Genomic DNA, 12,953 nt, shown 5'->3' with positions numbered 1-12,953 from the left:
ACGACGCCCGCGGTCCTTCGAGCTTTCCACTCACCGCACGGCGCGTCCATACGACGGACGCGACCGCGCCATGGGCCCAGTCCGGACCGGCCGCCGGGCCCCGGGACGAGTGCCCGGCGGCCGCCCGCACGCGCGCGTGGCTACGATGGGCCAGCCGGTGGCCAGCAGGGGCCGTCCGGCGCCACACCGACCCTCGGGAAGGCCATGCTGAACAAGTACGCGCGTGCTTTCTTCACGCGTGTTCTCACGCCGTTCGCCTCATTTCTGATCAGAAGGGGCGTCAGCCCCGACACCGTCACCCTGATCGGGACCGCCGGCGTGGTCGCGGGCGCGCTGGTCTTCTACCCCATGGGCGAGTTCTTCTGGGGCACGGTCGTGATCACGCTGTTCGTCTTCTCCGACCTCGTCGACGGCAACATGGCGCGCCAGCTGGGCCGCTCCAGCCGCTGGGGGGCCTTCCTCGACTCCACGCTCGACCGGGTCGCCGACGGCGCCATCTTCGGCGGCTTCGCCCTCTGGTACGCCGGGGGCGGCGACGACCTCGTGCTGTGCGCGGTGTCGATCTTCTGCCTGGCCAGCGGCCAGGTCGTGTCGTACACCAAGGCCCGGGGCGAGTCGATCGGCCTGCCGGTCGCGGTCAACGGCCTGGTCGAGCGCGCCGAACGCCTGGTGATCTCGCTGGTCGCGGCCGGTTTCGCGGGCCTGCACAAGTTCGGCGTGCCCGGCATCCAGTACCTGCTGCCGGTCGCGCTGTGGATCGTCGCCGTGGGCAGCCTCGTCACGCTGATCCAGCGGGTCGTCACCGTCCGCCGGGAGTCCGCCGAGGTCGAGGCCGCCGAGGCGCGGGACGACCCGGAGAGCGCCTCCCACGGGAGCGAGGCCGCCACGTGAGCGCCCAGGACCGGCTGACCGACGCGCTGTACGGACTCGGCTGGGGCACCGTGAAGAAGCTCCCCGAGCCGGCCGCCGTGCGCCTCGGCCGCACCATCGCCGACCTGGCGTGGAAGAAGCGGGGCAAGGGCGTCCAGCGGCTGGAGAGCAACTACGCGCGCGTGGTGCCCGACGCGAGCCCGCAGCGCCTGGCCGAGCTCTCGCGCGCGGGCATGCGCTCGTACCTGCGCTACTGGATGGAGTCCTTCCGGCTGCCCGCCTGGAGCGAGCAGCGGGTGCGCGAGGGCTTCGCACCCAAGGACGTCCACCACCTCACCGACGGGCTGGCCGCGGGCAAGGGCGTGATACTGGCCCTGCCCCACCTGGCCAACTGGGACCTGGCCGGGGCCTGGGTCACCACCGAACTGAAGACACCGTTCACGACGGTCGCCGAGCGCCTCAAGCCCGAGACGCTCTACGACCGGTTCGTCGCCTACCGCGAGGGCCTCGGCATGGAGGTCCTGCCGCACAGCGGCGGCAGCGCCTTCGGCACACTGGCGCGCCGGCTGCGCGACGGCGGCCTGGTCTGCCTGGTCGCCGACCGCGACCTGTCCGCGTCCGGCGTCGAGGTCGACTTCTTCGGCGCGACCGCCCGGATGCCCGCGGGCCCGGCCCTGCTCGCCCAGCAGACCGGCGCGCTCCTGCTGCCCGTGACGCTCTGGTACGACGACTCTCCCGTCATGAAGGGCCGTGTCCACCCACCGGTCGAGGTACCCGAGTCAGGAAGCCGGGCCGAGAAGACGTCTGTCATGACACAGGCGCTGGCCGACGCCTTCGCCACGGGTATCGCGGAACATCCGGAGGACTGGCACATGCTCCAGCGCTTGTGGCTCGCCGACCTGGATCCCACGAAGGGGACCTCGTGAGAATCGGCATCGTCTGCCCGTACTCCTGGGACGTCCCGGGAGGCGTCCAGTTCCACATCCGGGACCTCGCCGAGTACTTCGTCCGGCAGGGCCACGAGGTGTCGGTGCTGGCCCCGGCCGACGACGACACCCCGCTCCCGCCGTACGTCGTCTCGGCGGGCCGGGCCGTCCCCGTGCCGTACAACGGCTCGGTCGCCCGGCTGAACTTCGGCTTCCTGTCCGCCGCGCGCGTGCGCCGCTGGCTGCACGACGGTCGGTTCGACGTCATCCACATCCACGAGCCGACGTCGCCGTCCCTCGGCCTGCTGGCCTGCTGGGCGGCCTCGGGGCCGATCGTCGCCACCTTCCACACGTCCAACCCGCGCTCGCGCGCGATGATCGCCGCGTACGCGATCCTCCAGGCCGCCCTGGAGAAGATCAGCGCCCGGATCGCGGTGAGCGAGTACGCCCGCCGGACGCTGGTGGAGCACCTGGGCGGCGACGCGGTCGTCATCCCCAACGGCGTCGACGTCGACTTCTTCGCCCGGGCCGAGCCGAACCCCGACTGGCAGGGCGACACCATCGGCTTCATCGGCCGTATCGACGAGCCCCGCAAGGGCCTGCCGGTGCTGATGCGGGCCCTGCCGAAGATCCTCGCCGCCCGCCCGCAGACCCGGCTGCTGGTGGCCGGCCGGGGCGACGAGGAGGAGGCCGTCGAGGACCTGCCCGCCGAGCTGCGCTCCCGCGTCGAGTTCCTCGGCATGGTGAGCGACGAGGACAAGGCGAGGCTGCTGCGCAGCGTCGACCTGTACGTGGCGCCCAACACCGGCGGGGAGAGCTTCGGCATCATCCTGGTCGAGGCGCTCTCGGCGGGCGCCCCCGTCCTCGCCTCCGACCTGGACGCCTTCGCGCAGGTCCTGGACCAGGGCGCGGCCGGTGAGCTGTTCGCCAGCGAGGACGCGGACGCCCTCGCCGAGGCCGCCGTACGCCTGCTGGAGGACCCCGCCCGGCGGGCCGCGCTGCGGAAGCGGGGGAGCGCCCATGTGCGCCGCTTCGACTGGTCGACCGTCGGCGCGGACATCATGTCGGTCTACGAGACGGTGACGGCGGGCGCGGCGGCCGTGGCCGCCGACGACGACTCCGGCACGGGGGCGGCGGGGGGCCTGAGGGCCCGGCTGGGGCTGGCGCGGGACTGAGGGTCTCCGGGAAGCCGGGGCCCGCCGGTGGTCAGGGGGGCCCGCGTGTGGGCGGCGTCCCCACGTCGGCGGGTGCTCTCGCGGGATCGACTGGGCTGCCTGTGGGCCCAGGGAGGCCGCGCACGCCGCCCGGCTCGGGGCGGCTCCGGAGGGGGCCTTCCGGGAGTCGCAGGCCACGTCTCACGCGTGGGGCAGACCCACGGCGCGCCCTGCGGGGTCGCAGCAGGACCGGCCGGGGTGCTCACGGCGCCCCGGCGCGGGACCGGCCGCCCCCAAGCCGCCGGAGGCGCCCCGCTAGTCTGCGCCCGTGACCGCGACACTCATCTGGATCCTCGTCGTCCTCGTGGCGATCGGCCTCTACCTCAGCTGGACCGCCGGCCGGCTGGACCGGCTGCACGCCCGGATCGACGCGGCGCGCGCCGCGCTCGACGCCCAGCTGCTGCGCCGCGCCTCCGTCGCCCAGGAGCTGGCCACCTCCGGGGTGTTGGACCCGGCCGCCTCGATCGTGCTCTACGAGGCCGCGCACGCGGCCCGGCAGGCCGAGGAGGAGCAGCGGGAGGTCGCCGAGAGCGAGCTGAGCCAGGCCCTGCGCGCCGTCTTCGCCGAGACCCAGCAGGTCGAGGCCGTCCGGGAGGCCCCCGGCGGCGAGGCGGCCGCCCGTGAGCTGACCGAGGCGGTCCGCCGGGTGCCTATGGCCCGCCGGTTCCACAACGACGCCGTCCGCGCGGCCCGCGCGCTGCGCCGGCACCGCAAGGTCCGCTGGTTCCGGCTGGCCGGACACGCCCCCTTCCCGCTGGCCTTCGAGATGGACGACGAGCCGCCCGCCGCGCTGGTCGAACGCGCCTCCTGACCGGCCGGTACGCACGCGGGGACGCCCCTGGAACGGGAAAACGATCCACCGGCTTCTCATTGGCCCTTGCTGTGGACTGGTCCGCTGCCGTTTCCTCGATGCTCGCAGCAACCCTTCTCCACCTGTAGTGAGGTCACCCGTGTCCATCTCCGAAAACCAGGCTCCCGAGACCGGCACCGCCCGTGTGAAGCGCGGCATGGCCGAGCAGCTCAAGGGCGGCGTGATCATGGACGTCGTCACCCCGGAGCAGGCGAAGATCGCCGAGGACGCGGGCGCGGTCGCCGTCATGGCCCTGGAGCGGGTGCCCGCCGACATCCGCAAGGACGGCGGCGTGGCCCGGATGTCCGACCCGGACATGATCGAGGGCATCATCGAGGCCGTCTCGATCCCCGTCATGGCCAAGTCCCGCATCGGCCACTTCGTCGAGGCCCAGGTCCTGCAGTCCCTCGGCGTCGACTACATCGACGAGTCCGAGGTCCTCACCCCGGCCGACGAGGTCAACCACTCCGACAAGTGGGCGTTCACGACCCCCTTCGTCTGCGGCGCCACCAACCTCGGTGAGGCCCTGCGCCGGATCGCCGAGGGCGCGGCCATGATCCGCTCCAAGGGCGAGGCCGGCACCGGCAACGTCGTCGAGGCCGTCCGCCACCTGCGCCAGATCAAGAACGAGATCGCCCGCCTGCGCGGCTACGACCACAACGAGCTGTACGCCGCCGCCAAGGAGCTGCGCGCCCCCTACGAGCTCGTCAAGGAGGTCGCCGAGCTCGGCAAGCTCCCGGTCGTGCTGTTCTCCGCCGGCGGTGTCGCCACCCCGGCCGACGCCGCGCTGATGCGCCAGCTCGGCGCCGAGGGCGTCTTCGTCGGCTCCGGCATCTTCAAGTCCGGCGACCCGGCCAAGCGCGCCGCCGCCATCGTGAAGGCCACCACCTTCTACGACGACCCCAAGATCATCGCGGACGCGTCCCGCAACCTCGGCGAGGCCATGGTCGGCATCAACTGCGACACCCTGCCCGAGGCCGAGCGCTACGCGAACCGGGGCTGGTGATGACCTCACCCGTCATCGGAGTCCTCGCGCTCCAGGGCGACGTGCGCGAGCACCTCGTCGCCCTGGCCGCGGCCGACGCCGTGGCCAGGCCGGTGCGCCGCCCCGAGGAACTGGCCGAGGTCGACGGCCTGGTCATCCCCGGCGGGGAGTCCACCACGATCTCCAAGCTGGCCGTCCTCTTCGGGCTGATGGAACCCCTCCGCGCGCGCGTGCGCGACGGCATGCCCGTCTACGGCACCTGCGCCGGCATGATCATGCTCGCCGACAAGATCCTCGACCCGCGCTCGGGCCAGGAGACCGTCGGCGGGATCGACATGATCGTCCGCCGCAACGCCTTCGGGCGCCAGAACGAGTCGTTCGAGGCGGCCGTCGACGTCAAGGAGATCCCGGGCGAACCGGTGGAAGGCGTCTTCATCCGGGCGCCCTGGGTGGAGTCCGTGGGCGCCCGCGCCGAGGTCCTCGCCGAGCACGACGGCCACATCGTGGCGGTCCGCCAGGGCAACGCGCTGGCCACGTCGTTCCACCCGGAACTGACCGGCGACCACCGTGTGCACGGGCTGTTCGTCGAGATGGTGCGCGCGTACCGGACGCCCGAGTCCTTGTAGGATTCCTGCGTTCGTTGCAGAGATGGGTTACGCGAAGGAGACAGGCAGATGTCCGGCCACTCTAAATGGGCTACGACGAAGCACAAGAAGGCCGTGATCGACGCCAAGCGCGGCAAGCTCTTCGCGAAGCTGATCAAGAACATCGAGGTCGCGGCCCGGATGGGCGGCGTCGACATCGAGGGCAACCCGACGCTCTACGACGCCATCCAGAAGGCCAAGAAGCAGTCGGTCCCGAACAAGAACATCGACTCCGCGGTCAAGCGCGGCGGCGGCCTCGAGGCCGGCGGCGCCGACTACGAGACGATCATGTACGAGGGCTACGGCCCGAACGGCGTCGCGGTGCTCATCGAGTGCCTCACCGACAACCGCAACCGCGCCGCCTCCGACGTCCGGGTCGCGATGACCCGCAACGGCGGCTCCATGGCCGACCCGGGCTCGGTGTCGTACCTGTTCAACCGCAAGGGCGTGGTGATCGTCCCCAAGGGCGAGCTGACCGAGGACGACGTCCTCGCCGCCGTCCTCGACGCGGGCGCCGAGGAGGTCAACGACCTCGGCGAGTCCTTCGAGGTGATCAGCGAGGCCACCGACCTGGTCGCGGTCCGCACCGCACTGCAGGACGCCGGCATCGACTACGAGTCGGCCGACGCCAACTTCGTCCCGACCATGCAGGTCGAGCTGGACGAGGAGGGCGCCAAGAAGATCTTCAAGCTGATCGACGCGCTCGAGGACAGCGACGACGTGCAGAACGTCTTCGCCAACTTCGACGTCAGCGACGAGATCATGGAGAAGGTCGACGCCTGACGCGGGCACGCGCCGCACGCGCTCAACGGGCCGACGGGACACACCCGTCGGCCCGTCGCATTGTCAGCGGCACCCGATAGCCTGCACAAACAGGTGAGCGAAGGGAGGGGCGCGGTGCGCGTACTCGGGGTGGACCCCGGACTGACCCGCTGCGGCGTGGGCGTCGTCGAGGGGGTCGCGGGCCGGCCGCTGACCATGCTGGGCGTCGGAGTCGTCCGCACCCCGGCGGACGCCGAATTGGGCCACCGCCTGGTCGCCGTCGAGCAGGGCATCGAGCAGTGGCTGGACGAGTACCGGCCCGAATTCGTCGCCGTGGAGCGGGTGTTCAGCCAGCACAACGTCCGGACCGTCATGGGCACCGCCCAGGCCAGCGCCGTCGCCATGCTCTGCGCCGCCCGCCGCGGCATCCCCGTCGCCCTGCACACGCCCAGCGAGGTCAAGGCCGCCGTGACCGGCTCGGGCCGCGCCGACAAGGCACAGGTCGGCGCCATGGTCACCCGGCTGCTGCGGCTCAGCGCGCCGCCCAAGCCGGCCGACGCCGCCGACGCCCTCGCGCTCGCCATCTGCCACATCTGGCGCGCCCCCGCGCAGAACCGCCTCCAGCAGGCCGTCGCCCTGCACACCGCCACCGCATCGAAAGGCCGCCCGGCATGATCGCCTTCGTCAACGGCACCGTCGCCGCCCTCGCCCCGGACGCCGCGGTCGTCGAGGTCGGCGGCGTCGGCATGGCCGTCCAGTGCACGCCGAACACGCTGTCCACCCTGCGCGTCGGGCAGCCCGCCAAGCTGCACACGTCCCTCGTGGTGCGCGAAGACTCCCTGACGCTGTACGGCTTCGCCGACGACGACGAGAAGGGGACCTTCGAGCTGCTGCAGACCGCGAGCGGCGTCGGGCCCCGCCTCGCCCAGGCCATGCTCGCCGTGCACACGCCCGACGCGCTGCGCCGGGCCGTGGCCACCGCCGACGAGAAGGCCCTCACCGCCGTCCCCGGCATCGGCAAGAAGGGCGCCCAGAAGCTCCTCCTGGAGCTCAAGGACCGCCTCGGCGAGCCGATCGGCGCGCCCGCCGTCGGCGCCCCCGTCACCCAGGGCTGGCGCGACCAGCTGCACGCCGCCCTGATCGGCCTCGGCTACGCCACCCGCGAGGCAGACGAGGCCGTCAGCGCCGTCGCCCCGCAGGCCGAGGCCACCGAGGGCACCCCGGAGGTCGGCCGCCTGCTGAAGGCGGCGCTGCAGACCCTGAACAGAGCGCGCTGACCGCCCCACCCGACGACACCGGCGTACGGCACCCCCGCGTACGCCCTCCACCGCGACCCGCGAGGCACACGCAATGAACTGGGACGACGACACCACCGGCACCCCCGCCCCCGAGCGGCTGGTGGGCTCCGTCGCCGATCGCGAGGACCAGGCCGTCGAGGCCGCGCTGCGCCCGAAGGACCTGGACGAGTTCATCGGCCAGGAGAAGGTCCGCGAACAGCTCGACCTGGTGCTGCGGGCCGCCCGCGCGCGCGGCGCCACCGCCGACCACGTGCTGCTCTCCGGCGCCCCCGGCCTCGGCAAGACCACCCTCTCCATGATCATCGCGGCCGAGATGGGCGCCCCCATCCGGATCACCTCCGGCCCCGCCATCCAGCACGCCGGCGACCTCGCCGCGATCCTGTCCTCCCTCCAGGAGGGCGAGGTCCTCTTCCTCGACGAGATCCACCGCATGTCCCGGCCCGCCGAGGAGATGCTGTACATGGCCATGGAGGACTTCCGCGTCGACGTGATCGTCGGCAAGGGCCCCGGCGCCACCGCCATCCCGCTGGAGCTGCCCCCGTTCACCCTGGTCGGCGCCACCACACGCGCGGGCCTGCTGCCGCCCCCGCTGCGCGACCGCTTCGGCTTCACCGCGCACATGGAGTTCTACGAGCCCGTCGAGCTGGAGCGCGTCATCCACCGCTCCGCGAGCCTGCTCGACGTCGAGATCACCGCCGACGGCGCCGCCGAGATCGCCGGCCGCTCCCGCGGCACGCCCCGTATCGCCAACCGCCTGCTGCGCCGCGTCCGCGACTACGCGCAGGTCAAGGCCGACGGGATCATCACGCAGGACATCGCGGCCGCCGCCCTCGCGGTCTACGAGGTCGACGCCCGCGGCCTGGACCGGCTGGACCGCGGCGTCCTGGAGGCGCTGCTGAAGCTGTTCGGCGGCGGACCGGTCGGTCTGTCCACGCTCGCCGTCGCCGTGGGGGAGGAACGTGAGACCGTGGAGGAGGTGGCCGAACCCTTCCTCGTCCGGGAGGGGCTGCTCGCCCGCACTCCGCGCGGCCGGGTGGCCACACCCGCGGCATGGACGCATCTCGGCCTCACCCCGCCCCGCACATCGCCTGCTGGAAACGGACAAGGGGACCTGTTCGGGGCGTGATGCCCCGGTGACGGCGAGCTCTGTGGCCGGAGCAGGAACCCCGGTGCCATGCTGAGCGTTGTTCCCTGCGCGGAGACTCGCTTAGACTCCGCCGATGCCGCCCTTGTCGGCGGCAGACAATCCCCCAACCATCAGGCCGCTCACCATCGCGGTCGTGTGAAGGAAGTTCCGACCCGTGAGTCTCGTGACCCTCCTCCCGTTCATCGTGCTCATCGGGGCCATGTTCCTGATGACCCGGTCGGCCAAGAAGAAGCAGCAGCAGGCCGCCGACATGCGGAACCAGATGCAGCCCGGATCCGGCGTCCGCACCATCGGTGGCATGTACGCCACCGTCAAGGAGGTCAACGACGACACCGTCCTCCTCGACGCCGGCCCGGGCGTGGACCTTCTCTTCGCCAAGAACGCCATCGGTGCCGTCCTCTCCGACGACGAGTACAACCGCATCGTCCACGGCGTCGAGCACGACCTGAAGGCCGACGTCGTCCCGGACGACGCCTCCTCCCTCACCGAGGCCGACGAGCCCGCTGCCGCCGCCTCCGACGAGAAGTCCGTCGACCTCGGCAAGAAGGACGAGACGGACAAGACCGAGGAGCCGTCCGAAGCCGTGGCCGCCGAGGCCAAGACGGAGGACGCGCCGAAGAAGACCGAGGGCGACTCCGACGCGAAGTAGCCACGTTCCGGGGCGCGCGGGCGACGCCTGCGCGCCCCCGGGCGTGCGGAGCTCGCACGGTATCCCGACACCATGTCATGGCTGCCCGCCCGTAGATCCGGCGCGAGGCGGCCCGAGAGGGAGTACGAGAAGGTGGCAGCACCTAAGAAGGGCCGTAAGGCGAGCGCCCAGAGCAAGCCAGGGCGCTCGCTGGCCCTCATCCTGATCGCCATCGCGGCGCTCACCGGAGGGATGTTCGCCTCGGGGCACACCACTCCGCGACTCGGCATCGACCTGGCCGGCGGCACCAGCATCACGCTGCGTGCGGAAGCCGAACCGGGCCAGGAATCCGCGATCAACAAGACCAACATGGACACCGCGGTCCAGATCATGGAGCGCCGCGTCAACGGTCTTGGTGTCTCGGAGGCCGAGGTACAGACCCAGGGCGACAAGAACATCATCGTCAACATCCCCAAGGGCACGGACTCCAAGCAGGCCCGGGATCAGGTCGGTACCACCGCCAAGCTCTACTTCCGCCCCGTCCTGCAGCGTGAGGCGTCCGGCGGCGCGGCGCAGCCGACGCCCAGCGCGTCGCCCAGCGGCTCCCCGAGCGCGTCGCCCAGCGGCTCCCCGAGCGCGTCGCCCAGCGGCTCCTCGGCCAAGGACCCGGCGAAGTCCACCGGCTCCGCGACTCCCTCCGCGACGGCCACCACCCAGGGCCGCGCCGTCACCGGCGGTCTGAAGGCGGACACCTCGCCCTCCCCGTCCGCGAGCGCGGACGGCGACGTCGCCAAGCTCCAGGCCGCGTACACCGCGCTCGACTGCTCCAAGCCCGCCCAGCGCGCCGAGGCCGGCAAGGACGCCAAGCCCGGCGAGGCCACGGTCGCCTGCGGCAAGGACGGCGACGTCTGGACGAAGTTCCTGCTCGGCCCGGTCGGGGTCGACGGCACCGAGGTCAAGGACGCCCAGGCCTCCTTCGACACCACGCGCGCCGCCGGCTGGCAGGTCGACATGAAGTTCACCGGCACCGGCTCCAAGAAGTTCGCGGACATCACCGGCGAGCTGTCCAAGCAGCAGTCCCCGCAGAACGAGTTCGCGATCGTCCTCGACGACGAGGTGGTCTCCCACCCGTACGTCCAGCAGGCCATCACCGGCGGCAACGCGCAGATCTCCGGCAGCTTCACGCAGGAGGAGGCCAAGAGCCTCGCCAACATGCTGTCGTACGGCGCCCTCCCGCTGACCTTCAGCGAGGACAGCGTCACCACGGTGACCGCCGCGCTCGGCGGCGAGCAGCTCGAGGCCGGCCTCATCGCCGGCGCCATCGGCCTCGCCCTCGTCGTGATCTACCTGCTGGTCTACTACCGCGGCCTGTCGATCATCGCGATCCTGTCGCTGCTGGTCTCCGCGGCCCTGACCTACACGATCATGTCGCTGCTCGGCCCCACCATCGGCTTCGCGCTGAACCTCCCGGCCGTCTGCGGCGCCATCGTCGCCATCGGCATCACCGCGGACTCGTTCATCGTGTACTTCGAACGCGTCCGCGACGAGATCCGGGAAGGCCGCAGCCTGCGCCCCGCCGTCGAGCGGGCCTGGCCGCGCGCCCGGCGCACCATCCTGGTCTCCGACTTCGTGTCGTTCCTCGCCGCCGCGGTGCTCTTCATCGTCACCGTCGGCAAGGTCCAGGGCTTCGCGTTCACGCTGGGCCTGACCACCCTGCTCGACGTGGTCGTGGTGTTCCTCTTCACCAAGCCGCTGCTGACGCTCCTGGCCCGCACGAAGTTCTACGGAGGCGGACACCCGTGGTCCGGCCTCGATCCCAAGCGACTGGGCGCCCGGCCTCCGCTGCGCCGCACCCGCCGCCCCTCCGCCCCCATCGAGACGAAGGAGGCGTGAGATGTCCAAGCTCGGCAACCTCGGCGCCCGACTGCACCGCGGAGAGGTCGGCTACGACTTCATCCGCAACCGCAAGCTCTGGTACGGCATCTCGATCCTGATCACCATCACGGCCATCGTCGGCCTGGCGGTGCGCGGCCTGAACATGGGCATCGAGTTCCAGGGCGGCGCGGTCTTCAACACCCCGAAGACCACCGTCTCGGTGGCCCAGGCCCAGGAGATCGCGGAAGAGGCCTCCGGCCACGACGCGATCGTCCAGAAGCTCGGCGGCGGCGACAAGGCCACGCTGCGCATCCAGGTCGCGGGCATCGACACCAAGCAGGCCGACAAGGTCTCCGCGGAGATCGCGGACAAGCTCGGCGTCTCGGAGAACGACGTCACCGGTGAGCTGGTCGGCCCGAGCTGGGGCGAGCAGATCGCCAACAAGGCCTGGCAGGGCCTCGGCATCTTCCTGATCCTGGTCGTGATCTATCTGGCGATCGCGTTCGAGTGGCGCATGGCCCTCGCCGCGTTCGTCGCCCTGATCCACGACATCACCATCACCGTCGGCATCTACGCCCTCGTCGGCTTCGAGGTCACGCCCGGCACGGTGATCGGTCTGCTCACGATCCTCGGTTACTCGCTCTACGACACGGTCGTCGTCTTCGACAGCCTCAAGGAGCAGACGAAGGACATCACCAAGCAGACCCGCTGGACGTACAGCGAGATCGCCAACCGCTCGATCAACGGCACCCTGGTCCGCTCGATCAACACCACGGTGGTCGCGCTGCTGCCGGTGGCGGGCCTGCTGTTCATCGGCGGCGGCTTCCTCGGCGCCGGCATGCTCAACGACATCTCGCTGTCGCTGTTCGTCGGCCTCGCGGCCGGCGCGTACTCGTCGATCTTCATCGCCACGCCGCTCGTCGCCGACCTCAAGGAGCGCGAGCCGCAGATGAAGGCCCTCAAGAAGCGGGTGCTCGCCAAGCGGGCGCAGACCGCCACCGAGGGTCCGGCCACGGACGTCCCGGCCGACGACGAGGTGTACGACGACGAGCCGGAGGACACCGCGGCGGCGGTCGTCGGCCCGCGCAACCAGCCCGCGTCCCGCAACCGCGGCCGCAACCGCCCCTCGGGGAAGCGCCGATGACCGACATCAGCGAGCTGCTCCTCAGCAAGATCCGGGACGTGGCGGACTACCCGGAGCCGGGCGTGATGTTCAAGGACATCACCCCGCTCCTGGCGGACCCGGCGGCCTTCACGGCACTCACCGACGCGCTCGCCGAGGTGGCGGACCGGACCGGCGCCACCAAGGTCGTCGGCCTGGAAGCCCGCGGCTTCATCCTCGGAGCGCCGGTCGCGGTCCGGGCCGGCGTCGGCTTCGTCCCCGTGCGCAAGGCGGGCAAGCTCCCCGGGGCGACGCTCAGCCAGGCGTACGACCTGGAGTACGGCTCGGCGGAGATCGAGATCCACGCCGAGGACCTCAGCGGCAGCGACCGTGTCCTGGTCGTCGACGACGTCCTGGCGACGGGCGGCACCGCCGAGGCCTCGATCCAGCTGATCCGCCGGGCCGGTGCACAGGTCTCCGGCCTCGCCGTCCTGATGGAGCTGGGCTTCCTGTCCGGCCGGGCCCGTGTGGAGCCGGCGCTGGCGGGCGCCCCGCTGACATCGCTCCTCACGGTCTGACCCCGTCCCGCAGCACCCGATGCCGCGTGTCCGCCCTGCGGGCACGCGGCATCGTCGTGCGATCAGGGCACATG

General features: G+C 71.7%; 14 protein-coding genes. All 14 read left to right on the top strand.

The window, feature by feature from the left end:
* Nucleotides 1-204 precede the first annotated feature (204 nt).
* The 14 genes from pgsA (at nucleotide 205) to KBY32_RS27360 (ending at nucleotide 12,879) form a co-directional block, all read left to right on the top strand.
* Nucleotides 205-891, top strand: coding sequence for a phosphatidylinositol phosphate synthase (gene pgsA / locus KBY32_RS27425; RefSeq protein WP_210982005.1), 687 nt, complete (start codon nucleotides 205-207; stop codon nucleotides 889-891).
* Nucleotides 888-1,796, top strand: coding sequence for a phosphatidylinositol mannoside acyltransferase (locus tag KBY32_RS27420; protein ID WP_210982004.1), 909 nt, complete (start codon nucleotides 888-890; stop codon nucleotides 1,794-1,796). The genes pgsA and KBY32_RS27420 overlap by 4 nt, the downstream gene beginning before the upstream one ends.
* Nucleotides 1,793-2,971 (top strand): glycosyltransferase family 4 protein, encoded by a 1,179-nt coding sequence (locus KBY32_RS27415; protein WP_210982003.1) that lies wholly within the window; start codon nucleotides 1,793-1,795, stop codon nucleotides 2,969-2,971. Before KBY32_RS27420 ends, KBY32_RS27415 begins: the two co-directional genes overlap by 4 nt.
* A gap of 307 nt (nucleotides 2,972-3,278) precedes the next feature.
* Complete coding sequence (locus KBY32_RS27410; protein WP_055623800.1) at nucleotides 3,279-3,821, top strand: hypothetical protein; 543 nt, start codon at nucleotides 3,279-3,281, stop codon at nucleotides 3,819-3,821.
* A 139-nt stretch (nucleotides 3,822-3,960) separates the two neighbouring features.
* Nucleotides 3,961-4,866: a pyridoxal 5'-phosphate synthase lyase subunit PdxS gene (pdxS, locus tag KBY32_RS27405; protein WP_210982002.1), complete on the top strand. Its 906-nt coding sequence runs from the start codon at nucleotides 3,961-3,963 to the stop codon at nucleotides 4,864-4,866.
* Complete coding sequence (gene pdxT / locus KBY32_RS27400; protein ID WP_210982001.1) at nucleotides 4,866-5,471, top strand: pyridoxal 5'-phosphate synthase glutaminase subunit PdxT; 606 nt, start codon at nucleotides 4,866-4,868, stop codon at nucleotides 5,469-5,471. Before pdxS ends, pdxT begins: the two co-directional genes overlap by 1 nt.
* 48 nt (nucleotides 5,472-5,519) lie before the next feature.
* Nucleotides 5,520-6,272: a YebC/PmpR family DNA-binding transcriptional regulator gene (locus KBY32_RS27395; protein WP_055623797.1), complete on the top strand. Its 753-nt coding sequence runs from the start codon at nucleotides 5,520-5,522 to the stop codon at nucleotides 6,270-6,272.
* 114 nt (nucleotides 6,273-6,386) lie between these two features.
* Complete coding sequence (gene ruvC, locus KBY32_RS27390; protein WP_210982000.1) at nucleotides 6,387-6,926, top strand: crossover junction endodeoxyribonuclease RuvC; 540 nt, start codon at nucleotides 6,387-6,389, stop codon at nucleotides 6,924-6,926.
* Complete coding sequence (gene ruvA / locus KBY32_RS27385; RefSeq protein ID WP_055623795.1) at nucleotides 6,923-7,528, top strand: Holliday junction branch migration protein RuvA; 606 nt, start codon at nucleotides 6,923-6,925, stop codon at nucleotides 7,526-7,528. Before ruvC ends, ruvA begins: the two co-directional genes overlap by 4 nt.
* A gap of 73 nt (nucleotides 7,529-7,601) precedes the next feature.
* A complete protein-coding gene (ruvB, locus tag KBY32_RS27380; RefSeq protein WP_115506412.1) occupies nucleotides 7,602-8,675 on the top strand; it encodes a Holliday junction branch migration DNA helicase RuvB in 1,074 nt (357 codons plus the stop codon).
* 175 nt (nucleotides 8,676-8,850) lie between these two features.
* The gene (gene yajC / locus KBY32_RS27375) at nucleotides 8,851-9,345 is read left to right on the top strand and encodes a preprotein translocase subunit YajC (protein WP_055623793.1); all 495 of its coding nucleotides are present in this window, start codon (nucleotides 8,851-8,853) and stop codon (nucleotides 9,343-9,345) included.
* A 132-nt stretch (nucleotides 9,346-9,477) separates the two neighbouring features.
* Nucleotides 9,478-11,217 carry a protein translocase subunit SecD gene (gene secD / locus KBY32_RS27370; RefSeq protein WP_210981999.1) on the top strand — a complete coding sequence of 580 codons (1,740 nt, stop codon included), beginning with the start codon at nucleotides 9,478-9,480 and terminating at the stop codon, nucleotides 11,215-11,217.
* A 1-nt stretch (nucleotide 11,218) separates the two neighbouring features.
* A complete protein-coding gene (gene secF, locus KBY32_RS27365; protein ID WP_055623791.1) occupies nucleotides 11,219-12,343 on the top strand; it encodes a protein translocase subunit SecF in 1,125 nt (374 codons plus the stop codon).
* The gene (locus KBY32_RS27360) at nucleotides 12,340-12,879 is read left to right on the top strand and encodes an adenine phosphoribosyltransferase (RefSeq protein ID WP_055623790.1); all 540 of its coding nucleotides are present in this window, start codon (nucleotides 12,340-12,342) and stop codon (nucleotides 12,877-12,879) included. The genes secF and KBY32_RS27360 overlap by 4 nt, the downstream gene beginning before the upstream one ends.
* The last annotated feature ends 74 nt before the right edge of the window (nucleotides 12,880-12,953 follow it).

This window comes from Streptomyces sp. RK62 (assembly GCF_018070255.1).
Classification (GTDB): Bacteria; Actinomycetota; Actinomycetes; order Streptomycetales; family Streptomycetaceae; genus Streptomyces; species Streptomyces nigra.
Note: the sequence above shows the minus strand (reverse complement) of the source record. Positions and strands in the feature narration are given on the sequence as shown.